Here is a 20,594-nt window from a genome sequence, read left to right as displayed (position 1 = left end):
AAATTATTTTGAAAATATTACTTTATAAACTTATCAAGAACTTCTGACCCTTAGCGGGGTGCAAATATATATAATATTCATATCTAATTCCAAATAATTTTAAAGCCTTTTTAACTTTATTTTGTAATGAATTGATTAAAAGATTTTTAAACAATTAAAGCAATGCACCTATTTAAAAAATAAACTGAAATAGATTAAAAAATTAATCGAAACGAATAGTTTTGGCGGGAGCAATTCTAGTTATAATATACGATGGAATTAATAACACAAGTAAACATATTGAGACAGTCCCTATATTTAACAATATAATATAAAAAAAATTAACATCAACTGGGGCAACATTTACATAATAACTTTCAGGATTTAATTTAATAATCTTAAAATATTTTTGTATTAATATTAAACCAATTCCGATAGTATTACCCCATATAAGTCCCCTTCCAACTAAATATGCTGCATTATAAATAAATATTTTTCTTATTGACCAGTTATTTGCTCCTAGCGATTTTAATATTCCTATCATTTGTGTCCTTTCAAGAATTAAAACCAGAAGTGCAACTACCACATTTATTGTTGATACTGATATCATGACAATTAAAATTATAAAAATATTGAAATCAAAAAGCTTTAGCCATTCAAATATATAATAAAATTTTTCCACTATTGTTTGAGAGTCAAGGGTTGAAGATGTTTCTTCATAAACTTCTTTTCCTTTATTTTCAATTTGTGTAAAATCATTAACAAAAACCTCAAATGCGCCAACTTCATATGGCAACCATTTATTTATTCTTTGTACATGTCGAAGGTCTCCAATAACATAAATAGCATCAAACTCTTGAAAACCAGAGTTGTAAATTCCAACTATTTTAAAATTTCTAAGATTATAGCCATCATTATTCTCTTTCATAAAATACGTCACAAATTTATCTCCAAGTTTCAAATGCAACCGATTGCATAAATACTGAGAGATGAGCACTTCTTCATTAAGACTGGCGCTAAAATTAGGCAATCTTCCCTCAATCAAGTACTCATTAAGATTACTCGATTTAAAATCTTTACCAACACCTTTAAATATGACACCTTCAAAAGCATTCTCTGTTCTAATTATTCCCGCTTTACTTCCAACAGCCTGAATATGAGCAATACCTTTAACACTTTTAAATAGTGGATAAAAATTTTGATAAATAGATATTGGTCTACTACTTACATCTGATTGATTATCATTATACCCCGAAATAATGATGTGTCCATTAAAAGCTGATACTTTCTGACGAATTTTTTGTTGTAAACCAATTCCAGTGGAGATAGAGACAATCATCATAATCATTCCCAATGCAATGGCTGTGATGGCAATTTTTATTATTGGCACAGAAATACTACTTTTATGGTCTTTAGTAGTAATTAGTCGTTTTGCTATAAAATATTCTAATTTCAATAGTATGAATTCAAATTTGGTGTTCAAAAATACAGTTTTATTATCATTTTTACTAATACTATCTTGTGGCAGTTCAGTAAAGAATATAGAGAATAGAGAAAAGAAAATAGAAGATACTTCAGAAAATACATCCGCAGGAATTCAAACAGGTGCTGATAATTATGTAGCTTATCTTCCTTTATTAAAAGATAAAAAAGCGGGAATTGTAACCAATCAAACGGGAATCCTTTCTAACAAAATGCATCTTGTTGATTTCCTGTTAGAACAAAAAGTAAAACTCCAAAAAATCTTCGCTCCAGAACACGGATTCCGGGGCACAGCTGATGCAGGCGAACATATTGTTGATGGAAAAGATATAAAAACGGGTTTACCTATAATATCACTTTATGGCGATAACAAAAAACCAAAACAAGAACAATTGGCAGGAATCGACATTATGATTTTCGACTTACAAGATGTTGGTGCACGTTTTTACACTTATATTTCATCGCTACATTACATCATGGAAGCTTGCGCCGAAAACAATATTCCACTAATAGTTTTAGACAGACCAAATCCTAATGGTAGTATTGTGGATGGACCAACATTAGAAAAAGAATTCACTAGTTTCGTCGGAATGCATCAAATTCCATTACTGCACGGAATGACCATCGGCGAATACGCTAAAATGATTAATGGCGAAAAATGGCTGAAAAACGGGGTTAAGTGCAGCTTAACTGTAATCCCATGTTTGAACTACAAAAGAGAAATGGCATACAGTTTACTAGTTAAACCGTCGCCTAATTTACCCAATGACCAAGCGATAAACTTATATGCAAGTCTATGCTTATTTGAAGGCACAAATGTTAGCGTTGGTCGTGGAACTGAAAAACAATTTCAGATTTATGGTTCACCATTTCTTCCAAAAAGTGATTTCAGTTTTACACCAGTTCCAAATTTTGGCGCTAAAGAACCGATGCACAAAGGACAATTATGTCATGGCGAAGATTTATCCAAAATAGAAAAAGTAAAACGATTAGAATTGAAATGGTTGATACAAGCGTACAATACCACATCTGATAAAACCAAATTCTTCAATTCATTTTTTACTAAACTTGCTGGAACTAAAAAACTACAACAACAAATTGAAGCCGGAGTCTCAGAATTTGAAATCAGAAATTCATGGAAAAAAGGATTGAGTGATTTTAAGGAAATGAGAAAAAAATATTTGATTTATGAATAAAATCGATGAAAATTTTGCCAATTAATATAAGTTAAGATTGACTGTTGGCAATGTCTTTGCTGTAATTTTGCTATTAAGAAGCATATTTATATTTTTAGACAAGGCCTATGAAGGCTGGCAATTCTTTTCAGCTCCAACTGTATTTATATTTGGATTATTTCTAGTTCTTTGTGATTATTTCGTTCAAATAAATGTTAAAAAATATCTTTTGCTGAATATTGTTGAATTGATAATTTTACTAACTTTTTTTACTGTTTTCAATGATTTTGTGAAATTCATATTCTAACTTCAATCTCCGGATTGATTTTCAATAGTTCCTCAACAAAAAGTTGTTTTTCCTTTGGCGAAATATAAACTTCGTCAAACTTGTTATACTGAACCGCTATTCTATCGAGAGATAATGCTGGTGAACTCAAAATACTGTTAGTTTTTTCAATTTTTCTTATTTTGTTTATTTCAATTCTTTCGTTAACGATAAACATACTTTTTACGATCAATTGATTTTCATTTATGATATATCGTGTGGTTTTCGAAATAAAAAAAATCAATAAAATAATTACTGAAATACCTATGTAACCCATCCATTTCCCTTCAATCATACTTGAAACACTCAAAAAAATAGGATATAACAAAGGTAATCCCAACCACCAATCTATTTTTGATTTATATACTTTCATAATTACAAAGGCATTTTTTTCTTCATTTCTTCCACTATATTATAAGCTGCCGGACAAATAGCCACATTCTTAAGTGTTAAATCCGAAATTTTATGAAACTTTTTTCTATCGGTATGAGGAAATTCGCGACACGCTTTGGGACGAACATCATAAATCATGCAATAATTTTCATTATCCAAAAATGTACACGGAACGCTTTGTAACACATAATCTTTATCCTCATCAATTCTTAAATATCGGTCCATAAATTGCTGTGGTTTTTGCTTCAAATGCTTTGCTATTCGTTCTATGTCTGCCAAAGTAAAAAGTGGACCAGTCGTTTTACAACAATTAGCGCAAGTCAAACAATCGGTTTTTTTAAACTCAGCATTATGTAAATCTTGCATGACGTAATCCAAATTTTTGGGTGTCTTCTTTTTCAGCTTATCAAAATACTTTTTGTTTTCGATATGCTTATCTTTGGCAAGCTTTTGTAATTGTTCGATTTGGTACAACATTGTTTAAAACTGTTTAAGGTTGTTAAATCCTTATTTCTAAACAAAATTAAACCTTTAAACAATTTAAACTATATTAAATGAAAGATTTATTAGGCCAAGCCATACTCGATTTTCAAACTAATAATTCATCCGAAGACTTAGTGACCGAAACCAATATCTCTGACGCTGACGAAATGAGCGTTGCCTATCTTTTCAGAAATTACGATGAAATGCCCAAACTAGAGAAGAAAGCATTACAACTCGCCAAAGGAAAAGTGCTCGACATTGGTTGCGGCGCTGGAAGTCATAGTCTATATCTTCAGAAAAAAGGATTTGATGTTACTTCGATAGACATTTCTGAAAATGCTATTAAAGCATGTCAACTTCGCGAACTTCAAAAAGCAAAAGTTCAAAATATATTGGAAGTTGAAAATGAAAAATTTGACACTATTTTACTTTTGATGAATGGCACTGGTATTTTTGAGACGTTAAATCAAACTTCAAAATATTTGCAAAAATTGAAATCTATACTCAATCCAAATGGACAAATCCTAATTGATAGTTCCGATATCATTTATATGTTTGACAAAGATGATGATGACAGTTTTCAAGTTCCTGCCGATGGATATTATGGAGAATTGACTTTTACTATTTCCTATAAAAATGAAACTGAAGAACCCTTTCCTTGGTTATATCTTGACTACAACACTTTGCAAAATGTTGCTTTTGCCAATGGCTTACAATGCGAATTGATTTTAGAAGGAAATCATTTTGATTATTTGGCAAAAATTACTTTAAAAAAATAAATCCCAAACTCGGTTTGGGATTTATGTCTTGCTCTACTGCATATATTTTGTCATCATGGTTTGCATTTCTCCTTGCAAACTCATCATTGTTGCTTGTGATTTTTCTGCAATAACTTCGGCTTTTTCTGCCATCTTTTTACCTGTAGGACTATTATAAAATGCTAGCATAGCTTTTACATCCTCTTTATTATATTCATTCATATAAATTTCGGCTGTAGCATCGTTTGCTTTTTTCATCAATAAATCAAATTCGATTACAAACGCCGCCTGTTTTTCTGCAGGTATCATACCCAGCAATTGCTTTTTTGCAGCGTTAAGTTGTCCTGAACTTCCACTTTTTTCAATTACTTGAAGAACATCTTCTTTACTTGGTTTATCTTGCGCAAATGCTACACTTGAAACGCACGCAAAGGCTACCGCGATTAAAATTTTTTTCATGTTTATTTATTTTATTGTTAATTTAATAAAAATACATTTTATTTTCAATACTTTATTTTAAAAATACAAGAATTTAAAAATTCAAAATTACTTTATCTGGAACGAATGGAAATCGGTAACGAATATATGCATCTAATCGGTTTTCCATTCTGTCTTCCTGGTGCCCATTTGGGACAAATTTCTAACACTCTAACAGCCTCTTTACCAGCGCCATATCCAATATCTTTAATAACTTTGATATCCGTTAAACTACCGTCCTTTTCCACAATGAAAGAAACTATTACTTTTCCATTTATTCCTTGTATATCGGGAACGCGATAGTTTTCTGCGATAAATTGATAAAATTTTTGTAAACCTCCTATATAATCTGGTTTAGTTTCGACAGATGCAATATCATACAACTGAAGGTCAGATTCTGAGTCGGGGCCAGAAATAGGTTTCTCAGTAAATTCGTTGTTAGCAGAAGATTTTATTTTTTCTTTAAAAATGAGCGGATATTTTATTTCTATACTAATGGGTTTTCCGCCACGTTTTGCTGGTTCCCATTTTGGACACAATTTTAAAACTCTTACGAACTCTAATGCTGATTCAGTATCTAGAACTTGTGTGATTCTAATTTTTGTCACGTTACCTTCAACATCAATTGTGAATGTAGCTTCTAATTTTCCAGGTTTTGAAACTTTTGAATAATCAAAATTTTTAGTCAGATAATCACTAAAATTTTCAAGTCCACCACCATTAAACTGAGCTTCTATTAAATCTCCATTTAAATAGACTTCATCTTCACCTCCAATTTGAGAAAAACCAAAAAATGGGAATAGAATAAGCAAAAATAATGTAGTGACTATTTTCATTTATGAGATTTAGGGAATATTCAAATATTTATGGGTTTGTAAAGAAATTCTCCATTTAGGATTCTTCATAACATAATCCACAATCATTGGTGTCATTTCTTCTCTTTTACTCCATTCGGGTTGCAGAAAGAGAATGGCTTTATCATTTACTTTTGCGGATTGTTCTTCAGCAAAAATAAAATCGTGTTTGTTGTAAATAATAACTTTTAATTCATTGGCAATAGCATATGCATCAGCTACAGGTACTTTATTTTTCTTAGGTGAAAGACAAAACCAATCCCAAATTCCTGAAACGGCATATACTCCAGATGTTTCGATATGCACTTTTAAATTATTGCGGTTTAATTTTTGGGTAAGTAAAGTCATGTCCCAAGTTAAGGGTTCACCACCTGTTACGACAACCGTGTCTGCATATTTTTTCGCATTCTCTACGATTATATCTGTGGCTGTTGGCGGATGCAATTCGGCATTCCAACTTTCTTTCACATCACACCAATGACAACCCACATCGCAACCGCCAATTCTAACAAAATACGCCGCTGTTCCTGTATGAAATCCTTCGCCTTGAATAGTATAAAATTCTTCCATTAATGGAAGCATCTCTCCTTTATCGACAGCTAATTGTGTTTCTTTTGATAACATTTTTTCATCTATAGTCGGCAAATATACTTAATTTGCTTTGCCAGTTTGCTATTCATTTTTAAAAATGATTTAATTTGAAAATGATACCTACAAAAAAACCGCTCTGTACTGTGAAAGCGGTTTTAAAAAAAATACGATTTTATTTTATTTCAACTTTTGTATTGCATCAAGAGCATAAGTATTTGCCGGATCAAGTGCTAACGTCTTGTTCAAAAACTCAATCGCTTTTGCTTTATCTGAATTAGCATAAAAAGAAGCAATACTGTTGTATGATTCAATAAACTTTGGTTTTAACTTATCTAATTCGGCTTTATATAAAGTATAATTGAAATCTTTTATAGTTCCTTTATATAAATCAAGAATAAATTCATTACCAATAATCGCAGAGTTAGCTTTTTCCAGTTCTTTTTTCCATTTTTCAGATGCTATATTAATATACTGTTGATAATACGTTGCCATCAACTCATCTTTTTCTAACAAATTATTCGTTCTTGCTCTAAACAAGTAAGCATCTTGAGTGGTTGGCGATGCTGTAATTACGTTGCCCAGTGCTGTATCTGCTTTTTGCAATGCAATTGGGTCTGGTTTTACGACATCTTTCCTTGTGTTATCATAATACAAAGATGTTCCTAAGTAAAAATTATCTATTAAATAGTTTTTAGAACTTGGTACTGTTACTGCAATTTCAAATATAGCTGCAGCTGCCGCAAATGCTTTTTGGTCATATAATTTTTTTCCTAACTCGTTTAATTCACTTGCAAATAAGGGTTCTACTTCTACTGCTTTTTTAACATCAGCAACTGCGGAAGTTAGCATTGCAGCATCAATAGACTTTCCATCGGCATTGGTTCCTTTTTTAATTTTTGTTTTCCCTAAATAAAAATAATCTCTTGGGATAATTTTATTTGAAGTATTCGCAGTAAAATCTTGCAAAGCTTTCAAAGCAGTATCTACATTTCCATTTTCATATGCCGAATATCCCAAATAACGCAATATTCTTGGGTTAACACCGTCTAATTCTTTCATTGCATTAGCTTCTAGTTCTAATGCTTTATAATCTTTAGCCAAAATTAAAAAGTCAGCGTGACGCATACGAGAGTTTAGTGAATAATCCGTCAAAGTCAAGTATTTTTCGTAAAAACCAAGTGCTTTTTGAATGTTCTCATTATAAGTTGACGGCATATTGTTTCCCCATAAATAATAAGTTTCTGCCAATTCTCTGTATACTGGTCCATAATTTTCATTAATTTCAATGACCTCATAAAAAGCTTTAATTGCTTCTGTGTAAGCTTTAGCTCCTTTTAACAAAACACCTAATTGCATTTTAGCTCTAATCAATGTAGGATCTGCTTGATAAGCATTCCTGTAGGCAACATAAGATTCGTTTTGATTTTTATCCCCATAATAAGCATCGCCAAGAGCCAGCTGAACTTGGGCATCAGTTGGATTTGCAGTCTTAGCTTTTGTCAAAACAGCAATAGCACTTTTATAATCGGGTTTATCAGCATTCATATAGGCACGAGCAATGTATATATACTCTTCGGTATCTTTCTTTCTCATGTCTTTAGTAACCAAATCAAATTTGGCTTGGGCCGCAGCACTATTGTTGGCATCCAAGTCTATTTGAGCTAATCCAATGTTATTGAACTTTGCGTTTTCACTAAAAGCTAATCCCTTGTTGAAATAAATAGTCGCTGAGTCCACGATATTTTGTCGCAAATAAATATTACCCAGGAAAAAAGTTGCTTTTCCATTAGTAGGTTTAGCTTGTATAGCAGCCTTAAGTATGGATTTTGCTTTTTCAAACTGCTCCGCATCAATCGCAGTTTTAGCCGACTCTAAATCTTGTGCTTTAGCAAATGTGGTTGCTACTAGCGCTAAGCTGAAAATTTTAAACTTGTTCATTTTACAATTTTTATTTTTTTTCTTTAATGACATTATTTCTTATCATGATTTTTCGACTTGGAAAACGTTCTGGAACTAATCCTGATTTTAGAATTATACGTTGCCCTCTTTCTCCGCCGAGAAATGACGCAAACCCCATTCCGAGACCTGAATACCCTTGACAATTGATGATGTACAAATGACGTGCCAAAGGATATTTTCCCGATGCCAAATTATCTTGTGTTGGAAGCACATATTCTTCAGAGTCTATTCCTTTTACACTCATAACATTTACTCTGTCGACAAATTCCTGTAAATCTAATGGCGGTTGAAATATCCAGTTTATTCCAATAACTCCAATCATCCCTTGGTTTTCCGATACATACTTAACAACTTCTTCATTAGTTCTAAAAGAAAAAATGTTTTTTTGTTTAGCTATTTCAACTCCCGCTAATTCGGAAATATATCTCGCAGTACTGGAATTTATATTATCAAATACTAATCCTTTTATAACTGTTGGTTTCCCAACTTTTAAGAAATTAATAATATCTATCAAATTTACTACTGTGTCCTTATCCTTCTTATTCTTTATAAATGCGATAGCATCAGTTGCAAATTTTGTAGTTTTTGGCAATATTTTTTTGCTTTTTAATGTTCCTAGCTCCGCATTCGTCAACGTTCTTGTAAGCACCGCAATTTTTGCGGTATCGCGTAGCATAGCATTTACAATTTCATTTTCCGATTTAGCTACTAAGTGCAATTTAGCATCATATTGTGTTTCAAAGACTGCAACTTCATCTTCGATTATTGGAAAAATGGACTCGTCAACATATAACGTAGCTTTACCTTGTAAAACAGTTTCTTTCGAAACTTCGTTCTTTTTCTGGCAAGAGAATACAAAAACCATGGCAAGTAGCAAAAAACCAATAATTGTTTTGGTGAATTTATTCATTTTAAAAGATTAATCTTTATTAAAGAAACGCAAAAATCGTAAAAAAGAATATACGATTAACAAAATACCAAAAACTATTCTATAGTTATATGGTAAAGGCAAGGGTAACGACTTCCAAAAAATTATAATCAATCCAAAAAGTAGATAAACACAAAAAAACAAAATCCCTATAACGAGAAGAAATCGCTCTTTAAGCGATTTCTTCTGAAAGTTATTAATGACTTTTGAAATCATTTATTCTGGGGATTGAATAGAAATTGGAAGTGAATATAGTACTCGAACTTTTTTTCCGTTTTGTTCTCCAGGATTCCATTTTGGACAAGATTTTAAAACTCTAATCGCTTCTTTACCTGTGCCATATCCAATATCGCGGACTACTTTAATATCGGTTAATGAACCGTCTTTTTCTACAACAAAAGTTACAAACACTTTACCTTTTAAGCCTTCTTCATCTGGAAGTTGATAATTTTTACTTATAAATTTATAAAACTTTTCCAATCCGCCAGGAAAATCTGGTTTTACTTCAATACCTGCTGTGTTATAAATATTATTGTCTTCTTCTACAACTTCACTTGGACCGTTTCCTACAGGTTCAACTGTTAATTCAGCATCTGGATCGCCTTTGATGTTTTCTTTACCTAGATTTTTATCTTTGATTTCTTCGATCTTTGGCGGTTCTTCTACAATTTCCTCCGTTTTTGCAACAACTGGTTTAACAAATTTCACTTGATCCACTTTTGGCGGCGGCGGTGGAGGTGGTGGAAGATCTTTAGGTTGCTCTTCTTTAGGAGGTAACTTTATAGTGACTATTTTCTTGTCCATGGACTCCTCCTCTTTTGACAAATCAGGAATTAAGTCCGCAATTAGTGGTGCAGCTACCGCAAAACTAAATATGAGAGCTCCTATAAGTAGTGAACGCAAGGTTGTCTTCGAGTTTTCTTTTCGCAATTCATATGCACCATATGCTTTATTACGCCCTTCAAAAACGATGTCTATCCATTGTCTTGTTAATAAATCTAATTTCATTTTATACTATTTTAAGATTAGCTCAAGAGCATTACTTGTTCATTTCATCTATTAGTTTCTGTTCATCAGGCGTAATATCATTTACGATGGCATAAGTAGGCACATCGCAAATAGCCATTTCATCCAAAATGTCAACTAAGTTTCTATATGTAGATTTTTTTGAAGGTTTAATGATAACAATCATCCCTTTATCTTTACTACCCGTCACTTGAGGAATTGAAACCACTCGTTTCAATATCTCTTTACGAATACCATTTTTCCCATAAACCGCATCGGTAACACCACCATTAGCTTCTGGTGTTGCAAGAAGCCCATGAAACCATTTAATTTTATTGTCTTTTCCCAATAAAATAGTAACGGTTCTTCTCTGGTCGGTTAACATTGGTTTCTCTTTAGTTTTATCATCTTCTTTATCAGGCAAACCCAAATCCATAGATTGAGGTTTTGATAAAGACGTTGTTAACATAAAGAAAGTAATAAGTAGGAAAGCCAAATCTACCATGGCTGTTAAATCAACCTTTGCGTTAGATTTTTTACTTCTTACTTTCTTACTGCCTTTTTTGCCACCGCCATCGCCGCTATTTAATTCAGCCATTTTATACTATTATTAATTATTAATAATCTTTTCCTCTTAAACCAGTAACTAGATTAAAGCTATTGATTTTTTGGTCCTGTAACATATCCATAATCTTTTTGATTTGTGGATATTCTTCTTTAGCATCGCCTTTAATTGCAAATTGTAACTCTTTGTCGGCTACATCTATATTTGCTTGACGTGCGGTATAAATCCAATCTTTCAATTGATTATTAATAGAGTCGCAGGGAATTCCTGGTTGAACTCCAACTTTTGATCTATCTGCGCCCTTCATGGCCAGCAATTCCTTCATGGACTCGATAGGCACACCAAACTCTTCTACAAGAGAAAACTGTGTTTTTTCATCATCTGTAAAAGTTACACCATACTTATCTCCCATTAACTCTAACGTTTTTATACGTACATCTCTCCCTTTAACACCAAAGAATACTTGTTCTTTTCCTTCATTTTTTCCAACTATTAAAGTGGCTAAATCAGTTTCAGGCAATTTAGTTTGAACTGTGGACGAAGGCGTGTCTACTGGTAACGGTTCTGGCAGCTTGGCTGTTGCCGTTAAGATAAAGAATGTAAGTAAAAGGAAAGCTACATCACACATGGCAGTCATGTCGATGGATGTTGACTTTTTAGACATTTTTACTTTACTCATAATTTAAGTGATTTTAACAATTTCTAATAGGTATTAAAAACTGCTTTATGATTTAAGACTTCCTCTTAATTTTCTGTATGTATTTACTATAGTCGAACCTGCTTCATCAATAGAATAAGTTAAAGTATCGATCTTTGAAGTAAAGTAGTTGTAAGTTACAATTGCAAGAGCAGAAGTAGAAATACCTGTTGCAGTATTGATCAACGCTTCAGAAATACCATTTGCAAGTGCAGCTTGGTCAGGAGCACCAGCAGTAGCTAACGCACCAAATGCTTTGATCATCCCTGTTACAGTTCCTAATAATCCTGCAAGTGTTCCCAATGCCACTAATGTTGACAAAATTGTCATGTGTTGCTCTAACATTGGCATCTCGAGAGCCGTCGCTTCTTCAATTTCTTTATGGATTGTTTCAGCGGCTTCTTCACTAGTAAATCCTTCCTTTTTAACTTCTTGATATTTTACTAAAGCTGATTTTATAGCGTTTGCCACTGAACCTTGTTGTTTATCACATGCGTTGATTGCATCTTCAATATTCCCTTGTTTGATGCTACTTTGAACGTTTTTCATAAATACGTCTAACTTGCCTTTTCCTGCCGATTTAGAAATAACAAAGAAACGCTCAATAGAAAATACAATAACCATTAAAAACAATCCCATTAAAACTGGCACTACAGCTCCACCTTTGTAAACCATCGCTAAATAATTTCCTGGTAGCGGATTACCAGTATTTACTCCTCCTTCAAAATTTGAGCCCGCACCCATAACGAACTTCCATAATAAGACACCAAATAAAATACATGCTACAATTACAATTCCAGAGAATACGTTTCCTCCTTTTGCTCCACTTTCTTGCTTAACGTTTGCCATTTTTTTTAATTTTAAATGTTTTAAATAATTTATAATTTGTTGTTGTTTAAAAAACTTGTTTGGGCAAATTTAAATTTTTAGTTGATATAAAAAAACTTTTTTTACGTTTAATACTTTATCGATATCTTTTAATAACGTAGCAGATAAAAATATAAAAAAAAAAATTAAATTGATTTTCCTATCTATGGATTGACTACTGTAATGTATTAACGAAAAAAAATTAAAAATTGTATTTTTTATTTTTATTTTTTACATCGTACTTTAAATGTTTAACTTATTTGTTAAGTTATCAAAGTTTCATTTAATGGTTTTAAAAAAAATAGTACTTTGCATAATTTTATATAATTTCAGAAAAAATGACTATGATTTCAGAATTCAGCAAGCAAATTAATGATGGTTATAACTTTAAAGGAGAAAGTATAACTCTTGGCGGAGCTATTTTTAATGGCGAAGCAGTAACGAACACTTTTGTAAAAGTACCTTTAAAAACCTTAAATCGTCACGGTTTAATTGCTGGCGCAACAGGAACAGGAAAAACAAAAACTATTCAAGTATTATCTGAGCAATTATCGTCTTTTGGAATTCCAGTTTTAATGATGGATATCAAAGGTGATTTTTCGGGAATTGCTGCCGCAGGCGAAGAAAAATCGTTTATAACAGAACGTCATGCTAAAATAAATATACCATATAAAGTAGAAAGTTTCCCTGTGGAATTGATGTCGTTATCACAACAAGATGGCGTTCGATTGCGTGCTACAGTTTCTGAATTTGGTCCTGTACTTTTTTCTCGAATTTTAAATTTAAATGATACCCAAGCCGGAGTTGTTGCAGTAATTTTTAAATATTGTGATGATAAAAAAATGCCGTTGCTTGATTTGAAAGACTTCAAAAAAGTAATCAACTATATCACTGATGAAGGGAAAGATGAAATTGAAGAACACTACGGAAAAATTTCAACATCTACCACTGGTATTATTCTGCGAAAAATTATAGAACTAGAACAACAAGGCGGCGATATTTTCTTTGGTGAAAAATCATTTGAAATCGATGATTTAATGCGAATAGATGAAAACGGAAAAGGATTTGTAAATATTATTAGACTGACCGATATTCAAGATAAACCGAAACTTTTCTCCACTTTTATGCTCAGTTTGTTAGCAGAAATCTATCAGCAAATGCCTGAAAAAGGAGATGCAGACCAACCTGAATTAGTTATATTTATTGATGAAGCCCATCTCATTTTTAATGAAGCTAGCGATGCTTTACTAAATCAAATTGAAACAATCATAAAATTAATTCGCTCGAAAGGAATTGGAGTTTATTTTATCACTCAAAACCCAATGGATGTTCCGGCGAGTGTTTTGGCTCAATTAGGTTTAAAAATTCAACATGCTTTGCGTGCTTTCACAGCCAAAGATAGACAAGCTATTAAGCAAACTGCCGAAAATTATCCAATTTCAGAATATTACAAAACTGATGAAGTATTGACTTCACTCGGAATTGGCGAAGCTTTTGTTACTGCTTTGAACGAAAAAGGAATTCCAACACCACTGGCTGCAACCATGATGCGAGCGCCAATGAGCCGAATGGATATATTAAATGAAACTGAGATTGCTACTATCAACGCCAAATCAAAATTAGTTAGAAAATACAACGAAAAAATTGATCGGGACAGCGCTTATGAAATGCTAACCCAAAAAATAGAAATCGCCAATCAGCAAGCCGAAGCAACTCAAGAAACCCAACAAGAAGAAAAAAGAAAAAGCAGCGAACCAAGCACCACAGAAGTTATTGGGAAATCCGTGGTAAAAGTGGTCACTAGTGCTACGTTTATTCGTGGTGTTTTTGGTGTGTTGAATAAATTGTTTAGAAAGTAATCATGAAAAAATACCTTATTCAAAAATCTCCCTTCATCGTTCCCACAACCGATGGAAAACTAATTGAAGAACACCATGGAAAAGCAACTACCAACAATAATGAAATTTCCATCGCGCACATGATTGCACCACCCAAATGGAGCGAACCTTTTCAAACTCCCGAGTTTGAAGAATACACCTATATCATTTCGGGAAAGAAACAATTTATTATTGAAGATGAAATAGTAATTTTAGAAGCTGGACAATCGATTAAAATAGAAAAAAATACACGTGTCCAATATTCTAATCCGTTTGACGAATCCTGCGAATATATTGCCATTTGCAAGCCCGCCTTTGATTTCAACAAAGTACATCGGGAAGAGTAAAAAACAATTGCAATAGCAATATCAATGACAATAACTGAATTTTGAAATTGCTATTACCTTTGCTATTGAAATCTTATTTAAGTAAATCGATAATTTTATTTTCTACTTCTTCACTATTCCATTTTTCTTCAATATTTTCCATTTGCATTACCTCTTCCATAATTTTATTTTGGAAATCGCCAATGGCAAGCGCTTCGGAATAGGGTTGTAAACTAAATGTAACGCGACTATATAAAGGCATCCATTTATCAGGATGTTTATCAGAAAACCACTTTTCTATTTTTTTCTGAAGTAAAAATTTTGCATCTGCAGTTTTAGCGCTCATTTCTGTGAAATTTCGATAGGACAATTCGGCTATAGCATCTGCATTTGGCTTTCTTGAGTTTTCATAATCGTTGAGTAAATTGGCCCAATCATCGCCGTACTTTTCCATCATTTCTTCTAAAACCGTGATGTCCTCAAATCCTGAATTCATGCCATGACCATAGAAAGGAACAATAGCATGCGAAGCATCACCAATCAAGGCTACTTTATCGCTAAATGTCCACGGAAAACATTTCATAGTGACCAAATAGCTTGTTGGGTTTTTAAAAAAATCTTCTACTAAATCAGGAATAACTTCCTTGGTATCTGGGAAGTTTTTAGCAAAAAAAGCGACTAATTGTTCGGTAGTTTTTAATGAGGCAAAAGAATTTTCCCCATCGTGCGGCATAAATAGTGTACAAGTAAAACTTCCGTCTAAATTGGCCAATGCCATCAACATAAAATTCCCTCTGGGCCAAATGTGTAGACTGTTCTTATTTATTTTATGAGTTCCATCAGCGTTTGCAGGAATGTGTAATTCTTTGTACCCAATATTTAAAAATTCTTGCGAATAGTTAAACATGCTTTGGCGTTGCATTCTATGTCTAATTCTCGAGAAAGCACCATCGGCACCAAAAGTCAAATCATAATCTTTCGTTATCCATTCACCGCGCTCTGTTTCGCCAATTGAAATCGTTGCAGTGGTTAAATCAACATCCCAGACTTTTTCTTCGAAAAAAAATTCAACACCAGCTTTTTCAGCTAAATCCACCATTTTTTTGTTCAATAATCCTCGTGAGATGGAATAGATTACTTCGCCATTTTTTCCATACAACTGCTCATTTACAGTGTCTTGACCAACATGAATTGCACGTCTATCAACAGGAATTCCTATGGCAAGAACCTCTTTTTCTAAACCGATGTCTTGCAACGTTTTGATTCCTCTATTCGATAAAACTAAATTAATCGAACGTCCAGAAAAATTGATTTTTCGGATATCAGGACTTCTATCATAAACGTGAACAGTGTGACCTCTTTTTTTAAGATAAATCCCCAATAAAGAACCTACTAATCCTGAACCTACAATAGCAATTTTTTTTGGTGTTTGCATTTACTTTTTCTAAATAAGTCGCAAATTTAATTATTAAAACGCAGATTTAGTGCTGTTTTTTCCAGCATTTTTAAATCGGCTCGTTTGTATTTCTTCGTAACGAGAATATAAATTAACATATCTTTCCAGTTCTACAATGAAATAGAGATGCTTGCTTGGACAGCATGACAAGACTATTGTTATTTTGGATTGAAGACTAATTTGGTTGATGTTTGTATAATTTCCAATCTATTAAGTTTCATTTTTCTAAATTTCCCGTTCACAAATAAATCGGTTTGATCGCTATAATGTTGGCTCATTGGGTTTCCTGATTGTCCCGTTGGCAATACACTAATACTGTTTTCAATATCAGAAAAGTCAATAATTCTTCGGGTTGATGGTCCGGCTTTTATGTTGTATTTTGGATCATCTGAATAAAAAAACATTTGGTTGTTAATAACTTCATTTGAACCTGCAACAGGAAATGAACCAATATTAAAAAACTTTTTAAATAATGCTAATTTCCCAATTGGGTGTTGAAATTCTATTTGGTGTACTTTTCCCCATTGCCATGCCTTTATGTCAATTCCTAATTGAAGTTCTAGAGATGCAATAGCATCATTAAAAGATTTATTCAAGATTTCTGCTTGGGTTTCTTTTTTACTTTTGGTGGTAGTATTATCCCACCATGGTGATGTACTATTTTGACTTTGTTTTTCAATAATTTGTTTTATAACATGAGTGCCGATCAATAGCTTGAAGTTTTCGGGACCAAGTTCGTCTTCAAAGGTATTTTTGAGATAAAAGTAAAGCCATTTATTATAAATTGTTGGTGCAACATCCGTTACGTTGTGCGTCGCTTTCCATGATTTTAAAAGGCGAACGGCTTCCTTTTTATTATCGGAAAATTCAGAAACAACAAGATGCTTTACCATATTTGCAACAATAGTTTCCGCAGAAGTCGATTTATTATCAACCATCATTTTTTCAACATCTGACCTTGTCCAGTTGTTCTTCGAACTCAGCAATGCGTCTATTCTGTTGGCTCTGTCTTTTGAGAGATAATAACCAGGATATAAATAACCATCGATAGCTTCTGGTTGATTATTTGCAGAATAAACATAATGCCATGGTGGATTGATTGCTACAGGATTTTTTGAAAACGGCAACCATTCTTTTTTGTCATCAATACCGTTATTTCCATTTAGAATGAAATTTGTATTTACAGATGACGGTACTTTATAAAGTTTACCCGAAGTAATCCATGCGATATTTCCTTTTGCATCGCCATACATAATGTTTAAACCTGGCGCATGAATAAGTGCTATATTTTTTTGAAAATCTTCTAAATTCTTTGCATGACAAAGCGAATAAACCGCTTCTAGAATTTTATTTTTCTGCTGCGTGTAAATCCAAGACATTGCGATAGAAGGTTTGTCTTCGATACCATCAAGTAACCCATTGACAATCGGACCATGAACTGACGTTTTTATATTCAATTTTACATCACTGCTATCTTTTACTTTAATGATTTTTTGCTGATAGGTGTAATTTTTAAACCCGTCTGTAGTAATGTACTGTTTTGGATTATTGGGATTATCTTTCTCTTGAAAAAAATCAACATCGTCATTTTCAAACATAGTTAATCCATAAGCATAATCACGGTTGTGTCCTAACAGCGGATATGGCACGCCTGCAATATAGTAACCGTAAATTTCATAATCTGGGCAAACAATATGCGCTTCATACCAAGTTCCAGGCTGTGAAAACATAATATGTGGATCATTGGCTAGAATCACTTTACCACTTTTTGTTTTGGCACCACCAATTACCCAACTGTTGCTTCCAATAAAAGCTGGCACTGGAGAAGTTTCTAATAGTTGTGTCACAGATTTTGCAATCGTAGCATATTCCTTAAATTTTCCTTTATAAGATTTGAGCTGTGTTGTTCCAAGCGAACCTTCTAAACCAAAATCTTGCAGATAGTCCATGCCATATTTGTCTCGAATATCAGTTAACAACGGATCGGTTTTTTGTGCCATAGCGAAACTAAAGGACATATATCCCAAAATATTGTACACGTCTTTTAAGACAAATTTTTCTTGCTTAATATCCAATAATGTTAATTCTATTGGAGTAATACCTTCCTCTATGTATTGATTTATCCCTTTGAGATAGGCATTAGCTAATAAATAGGTTGGAGCGTTTTTATCTAATTGGTCAATTGCTTTTTGAGAGTTTTCATCAATACCAGTTCCTAAAAAAAATTGGTCATTTTTTAATGCTACATTTCCAAATATTTCAGCCAATTTTCCAGGTGCAATACGACGCATGAGTTCCATTTGCCACAATCTATCTTGTGCATGAACATATCCCAACGTTGTCATCGCATCGATTTGATTTTCTGCATAAATATGTGGCACACCATAATCGTCGATATAAACAGTGGTTGGTTTGCTTAGCCCTGCTAATGTTAGATTACCTTCGTATTTAGGTTTAGTGTATTGGAGGAAAGCGACGGCAATAGCAGCTAGTAAAACAAATAAAATTAGAATTGCTAGAGAAACTTTTTTGATTTTTTTCATAGGATGAAATTATATATCAAATATACTCCAAGTTTTAAAAAAAAGGCACAAATCGATCATGATTTGTGCCTTTTAAAATTCTTATAGTTTACTTATTTATTTCTTTTTGTCATCAAGTATTGCACCTGTTCCTGCGCCAACTCCTGCACCAGCTAAACCACCAATAATTGCACCTTGACCTTTTTTCTTGCTTACAATTGCTCCGGTTGCTGCGCCAACTCCAGCGCCAATCACTGCACCTTTTGCAGCACCACTCCAACCTTTTCTTTTGGTGGCGGTTGTAGTTGTTGACGAATTACCATTTTGATTGACGTAAATCATTTCTTTTTGTGTCGCTGCTTTTGTAGCTTCTACTTTCATTGAGTCTATAATTCTTTGTTTTTCTGCTACAACTTTCATGGAGTCAATTGTAATTTGCTTTTCATCATTGACAACTCCCATGGCATCCGTATTTTTACAAGAAGTGATTATCAAACCAATCAAAACCGATAGTGTAAGCGCTAAATTTTTCATAACTTATTCATTTTTATTTCTATGTTGCAAATATGAAACTTGTATCAATCATACTGCTTACACAATTGAAAGGAAGTGTTATATAATTCAAATAAAAAAAGCCTTTCTAAAAAATTTAGAAAAGCTTGTAATGATCACTTAAATTATTTTTATTTTCTTAGAAATTCGGCTCTATTCCCCACATTCATACCATTGTTCTTGGCTAACACTCCACACATGTGGAAAAGCATTCGTGCGCCTACGTTTCCATCCCAATCGTCGTTCTCGCCTGGAGCAACTTCAACCAAATCAAAACCAATGATTTCTTTACCGCTTTCGGCTAATTTGTTAAATAAATAAGTGGCTTGTTCAAACGAAAATCCTCCTGGCACTGGTGTTCCTGTATTTGGACAATACCAAGAATACATGCCATCGATGTCAAATGAAACACATACTTTTTGAGGCAAGGTAGCAATGATGTCCTCACATTGTTGTGCCCAAGTTTTTCCTTCGAAAGTTTCCTTTTTCAAATCTGTATCGGTGTGGACTAAAACTCTTCCTTTTTGTGAATTTACAACGGCAACTTCTTGTTCGCAAAAATCTCGAATTCCAACTTGTACAATTTTTGAAATTTGTGGAATTTGTAATGCATTATACATAATGGATGCATGTGAATAGGTAAATCCTTCATAAGCAATGCGTAAATCCATGTGCGCATCTAGATGTAATATTCCAAAATTATCGTGTTTTGTTGCTAACGCCTCGTAGTAACCAAGCGGAGTAGAATGGTCTCCACCAAGTAGTACCACTTTTTTTCCTTGATTTATCCAATGCAAAACCGTTTCTTTAACTTGCGTATGTAAGTCACGACAGACGATATTTATTTTATCTAAATCAGTTTGTAACGCTGGAATATCGGCAACATTTTGTCCGTCTTCTAAAGCTTCAATTATCGGCTGTGCTAGCGCTTTGTACTTGTCAGAATTGATTTTCCAACTTTCGGGAATTTCAGCTAAATACATTCCTAGTTTCCATAACTCTGGAAAATCCTGATGATTTAAATCCACCTGAAAAGAAGCGTCGAGAACAGCATTTGGACCTTCTGATGCGCCAGCGCCGTAACTCACAGTAACTTCCCAAGGCACGGGAATGATAATAATTTCTGATTGTTCAGCTGAAAATGGCAAGCCGAAAACGGTAGCATCTGCTAATCCCGGTTGCGATGGGTCAAAATTGTCTATGATTTCTTGTTTGGTCATTATTTCTTAATTTGATTTGTCATTCCGGAGAAAGAGGAAACTCTACAACTAAATTAATCAATTTAATGAGTTTCCTCTTTCGTTGGAACGGCAATATTGTAGA

At 33.2% G+C, this 20,594-nt stretch carries 20 protein-coding genes; 4 read left to right on the top strand and 16 right to left on the bottom strand.

What is annotated here, in order from left to right; translation table 11 throughout:
- Window positions 1–202: 202 nt before the first annotated feature.
- Complete coding sequence (locus tag WFZ85_RS09725) at window positions 203–1,435, bottom strand: ABC transporter permease (protein WP_342696100.1); 1,233 nt, start codon at window positions 1,433–1,435, stop codon at window positions 203–205.
- 4 nt (window positions 1,436–1,439) lie between these two features.
- On the opposite strand from WFZ85_RS09725, the gene WFZ85_RS09720 reads away from it, so the two are divergent.
- The gene (locus WFZ85_RS09720; protein ID WP_342696099.1) at window positions 1,440–2,657 is read left to right on the top strand and encodes an exo-beta-N-acetylmuramidase NamZ family protein; all 1,218 of its coding nucleotides are present in this window, start codon (window positions 1,440–1,442) and stop codon (window positions 2,655–2,657) included.
- 275 nt (window positions 2,658–2,932) lie between these two features.
- On the opposite strand, the gene WFZ85_RS09715 is transcribed toward WFZ85_RS09720, so the two are convergent.
- Together WFZ85_RS09715 and WFZ85_RS09710 are read right to left on the bottom strand one after the other, a co-directional pair.
- Window positions 2,933–3,334 carry a PH domain-containing protein gene (locus WFZ85_RS09715; protein WP_342696098.1) on the bottom strand — a complete coding sequence of 134 codons (402 nt, stop codon included), beginning with the start codon at window positions 3,332–3,334 and terminating at the stop codon, window positions 2,933–2,935.
- 2 nt (window positions 3,335–3,336) lie between these two features.
- Window positions 3,337–3,831, bottom strand: coding sequence for a YkgJ family cysteine cluster protein (locus WFZ85_RS09710; protein WP_342696097.1), 495 nt, complete (start codon window positions 3,829–3,831; stop codon window positions 3,337–3,339).
- Between the two features lie 77 nt (window positions 3,832–3,908).
- Between WFZ85_RS09710 and WFZ85_RS09705 the strand changes: the two genes are divergently transcribed.
- On the top strand, window positions 3,909–4,616 hold the full coding sequence (locus tag WFZ85_RS09705) for a class I SAM-dependent methyltransferase (protein WP_342696096.1): 708 nt from the start codon (window positions 3,909–3,911) through the stop codon (window positions 4,614–4,616).
- Between the two features lie 33 nt (window positions 4,617–4,649).
- Here the strand turns inward: WFZ85_RS09705 and WFZ85_RS09700 are convergent, their stop codons facing one another.
- The 9 genes from WFZ85_RS09700 to WFZ85_RS09660 all read right to left on the bottom strand — a co-directional run bounded on the left by WFZ85_RS09700 (window position 4,650) and on the right by WFZ85_RS09660 (window position 12,520).
- Window positions 4,650–5,054 (bottom strand): DUF2059 domain-containing protein, encoded by a 405-nt coding sequence (locus WFZ85_RS09700; RefSeq protein ID WP_342696095.1) that lies wholly within the window; start codon window positions 5,052–5,054, stop codon window positions 4,650–4,652.
- Window positions 5,055–5,146: 92 nt separating this feature from the next.
- On the bottom strand, window positions 5,147–5,908 hold the full coding sequence (locus WFZ85_RS09695) for an energy transducer TonB (protein ID WP_342696094.1): 762 nt from the start codon (window positions 5,906–5,908) through the stop codon (window positions 5,147–5,149).
- A gap of 9 nt (window positions 5,909–5,917) precedes the next feature.
- Complete coding sequence (locus WFZ85_RS09690; protein ID WP_342696093.1) at window positions 5,918–6,550, bottom strand: 7-carboxy-7-deazaguanine synthase QueE; 633 nt, start codon at window positions 6,548–6,550, stop codon at window positions 5,918–5,920.
- A 144-nt stretch (window positions 6,551–6,694) separates the two neighbouring features.
- Entirely contained in the window at window positions 6,695–8,455 is a 1,761-nt protein-coding gene (locus WFZ85_RS09685; RefSeq protein WP_342696092.1) for a tetratricopeptide repeat protein, read from the bottom strand.
- 10 nt (window positions 8,456–8,465) lie between these two features.
- A complete protein-coding gene (locus tag WFZ85_RS09680; protein ID WP_342696091.1) occupies window positions 8,466–9,386 on the bottom strand; it encodes a PstS family phosphate ABC transporter substrate-binding protein in 921 nt (306 codons plus the stop codon).
- A 234-nt stretch (window positions 9,387–9,620) separates the two neighbouring features.
- Window positions 9,621–10,412: an energy transducer TonB gene (locus WFZ85_RS09675; protein WP_342696090.1), complete on the bottom strand. Its 792-nt coding sequence runs from the start codon at window positions 10,410–10,412 to the stop codon at window positions 9,621–9,623.
- A gap of 31 nt (window positions 10,413–10,443) precedes the next feature.
- Window positions 10,444–11,007 (bottom strand): ExbD/TolR family protein, encoded by a 564-nt coding sequence (locus tag WFZ85_RS09670; protein ID WP_342696089.1) that lies wholly within the window; start codon window positions 11,005–11,007, stop codon window positions 10,444–10,446.
- A 19-nt stretch (window positions 11,008–11,026) separates the two neighbouring features.
- The gene (locus WFZ85_RS09665; RefSeq protein WP_342696088.1) at window positions 11,027–11,653 is read right to left on the bottom strand and encodes an ExbD/TolR family protein; all 627 of its coding nucleotides are present in this window, start codon (window positions 11,651–11,653) and stop codon (window positions 11,027–11,029) included.
- Between the two features lie 45 nt (window positions 11,654–11,698).
- On the bottom strand, window positions 11,699–12,520 hold the full coding sequence (locus WFZ85_RS09660) for a MotA/TolQ/ExbB proton channel family protein (protein WP_342696087.1): 822 nt from the start codon (window positions 12,518–12,520) through the stop codon (window positions 11,699–11,701).
- 356 nt (window positions 12,521–12,876) lie between these two features.
- Between WFZ85_RS09660 and WFZ85_RS09655 the strand changes: the two genes are divergently transcribed.
- Together WFZ85_RS09655 and WFZ85_RS09650 are read left to right on the top strand one after the other, a co-directional pair.
- Window positions 12,877–14,397 (top strand): helicase HerA-like domain-containing protein, encoded by a 1,521-nt coding sequence (locus WFZ85_RS09655; protein ID WP_342696086.1) that lies wholly within the window; start codon window positions 12,877–12,879, stop codon window positions 14,395–14,397.
- Between the two features lie 2 nt (window positions 14,398–14,399).
- The gene (locus tag WFZ85_RS09650; RefSeq protein WP_342696085.1) at window positions 14,400–14,762 is read left to right on the top strand and encodes a cupin domain-containing protein; all 363 of its coding nucleotides are present in this window, start codon (window positions 14,400–14,402) and stop codon (window positions 14,760–14,762) included.
- A gap of 73 nt (window positions 14,763–14,835) precedes the next feature.
- Here WFZ85_RS09650 and WFZ85_RS09645 read toward each other — a convergent pair whose 3' ends face one another.
- The 4 genes from WFZ85_RS09645 to WFZ85_RS09630 form a co-directional block, all read right to left on the bottom strand.
- Window positions 14,836–16,176, bottom strand: a complete 1,341-nt coding sequence (locus WFZ85_RS09645; protein ID WP_342696084.1) for an FAD-dependent oxidoreductase — start codon at window positions 16,174–16,176, stop codon at window positions 14,836–14,838.
- 179 nt (window positions 16,177–16,355) lie between these two features.
- A complete protein-coding gene (locus tag WFZ85_RS09640; protein ID WP_342696083.1) occupies window positions 16,356–18,740 on the bottom strand; it encodes a penicillin acylase family protein in 2,385 nt (794 codons plus the stop codon).
- Between the two features lie 96 nt (window positions 18,741–18,836).
- Entirely contained in the window at window positions 18,837–19,253 is a 417-nt protein-coding gene (locus WFZ85_RS09635) for a glycine zipper family protein (RefSeq protein WP_342696082.1), read from the bottom strand.
- A gap of 149 nt (window positions 19,254–19,402) precedes the next feature.
- Complete coding sequence (locus WFZ85_RS09630; RefSeq protein ID WP_342696081.1) at window positions 19,403–20,491, bottom strand: agmatinase family protein; 1,089 nt, start codon at window positions 20,489–20,491, stop codon at window positions 19,403–19,405.
- Between the last annotated feature and the right edge of the window lie 103 nt (window positions 20,492–20,594).

The organism is Flavobacterium aureirubrum (assembly GCF_038739835.1).
Taxonomy (GTDB): domain Bacteria; phylum Bacteroidota; class Bacteroidia; order Flavobacteriales; family Flavobacteriaceae; genus Flavobacterium; species Flavobacterium aureirubrum.
Note: the sequence above shows the minus strand (reverse complement) of the source record. Positions and strands in the feature narration are given on the sequence as shown.

Excerpts from the sequence above, each read along its gene's own strand:
- WFZ85_RS09720 (WP_342696099.1), top strand. The coding sequence starts at position 1,440 with ATGAATTCAAATTTGGTGTTCAAAAATACAGTTTTATTATCATTTTTA.
- WFZ85_RS09715 (WP_342696098.1), bottom strand. The coding sequence starts at position 3,334 with ATGAAAGTATATAAATCAAAAATAGATTGGTGGTTGGGATTACCTTTG.
- WFZ85_RS09710 (WP_342696097.1), bottom strand. The coding sequence starts at position 3,831 with ATGTTGTACCAAATCGAACAATTACAAAAGCTTGCCAAAGATAAGCAT.
- WFZ85_RS09705 (WP_342696096.1), top strand. The coding sequence starts at position 3,909 with ATGAAAGATTTATTAGGCCAAGCCATACTCGATTTTCAAACTAATAAT.
- WFZ85_RS09700 (WP_342696095.1), bottom strand. The coding sequence starts at position 5,054 with ATGAAAAAAATTTTAATCGCGGTAGCCTTTGCGTGCGTTTCAAGTGTA.
- WFZ85_RS09695 (WP_342696094.1), bottom strand. The coding sequence starts at position 5,908 with ATGAAAATAGTCACTACATTATTTTTGCTTATTCTATTCCCATTTTTT.
- WFZ85_RS09690 (WP_342696093.1), bottom strand. The coding sequence starts at position 6,550 with ATGTTATCAAAAGAAACACAATTAGCTGTCGATAAAGGAGAGATGCTT.
- WFZ85_RS09685 (WP_342696092.1), bottom strand. The coding sequence starts at position 8,455 with ATGAACAAGTTTAAAATTTTCAGCTTAGCGCTAGTAGCAACCACATTT.
- WFZ85_RS09680 (WP_342696091.1), bottom strand. The coding sequence starts at position 9,386 with ATGAATAAATTCACCAAAACAATTATTGGTTTTTTGCTACTTGCCATG.
- WFZ85_RS09675 (WP_342696090.1), bottom strand. The coding sequence starts at position 10,412 with ATGAAATTAGATTTATTAACAAGACAATGGATAGACATCGTTTTTGAA.
- WFZ85_RS09670 (WP_342696089.1), bottom strand. The coding sequence starts at position 11,007 with ATGGCTGAATTAAATAGCGGCGATGGCGGTGGCAAAAAAGGCAGTAAG.
- WFZ85_RS09665 (WP_342696088.1), bottom strand. The coding sequence starts at position 11,653 with ATGAGTAAAGTAAAAATGTCTAAAAAGTCAACATCCATCGACATGACT.
- WFZ85_RS09660 (WP_342696087.1), bottom strand. The coding sequence starts at position 12,520 with ATGGCAAACGTTAAGCAAGAAAGTGGAGCAAAAGGAGGAAACGTATTC.
- WFZ85_RS09655 (WP_342696086.1), top strand. The coding sequence starts at position 12,877 with ATGACTATGATTTCAGAATTCAGCAAGCAAATTAATGATGGTTATAAC.
- WFZ85_RS09650 (WP_342696085.1), top strand. The coding sequence starts at position 14,400 with ATGAAAAAATACCTTATTCAAAAATCTCCCTTCATCGTTCCCACAACC.
- WFZ85_RS09645 (WP_342696084.1), bottom strand. The coding sequence starts at position 16,176 with ATGCAAACACCAAAAAAAATTGCTATTGTAGGTTCAGGATTAGTAGGT.
- WFZ85_RS09640 (WP_342696083.1), bottom strand. The coding sequence starts at position 18,740 with ATGAAAAAAATCAAAAAAGTTTCTCTAGCAATTCTAATTTTATTTGTT.
- WFZ85_RS09635 (WP_342696082.1), bottom strand. The coding sequence starts at position 19,253 with ATGAAAAATTTAGCGCTTACACTATCGGTTTTGATTGGTTTGATAATC.
- WFZ85_RS09630 (WP_342696081.1), bottom strand. The coding sequence starts at position 20,491 with ATGACCAAACAAGAAATCATAGACAATTTTGACCCATCGCAACCGGGA.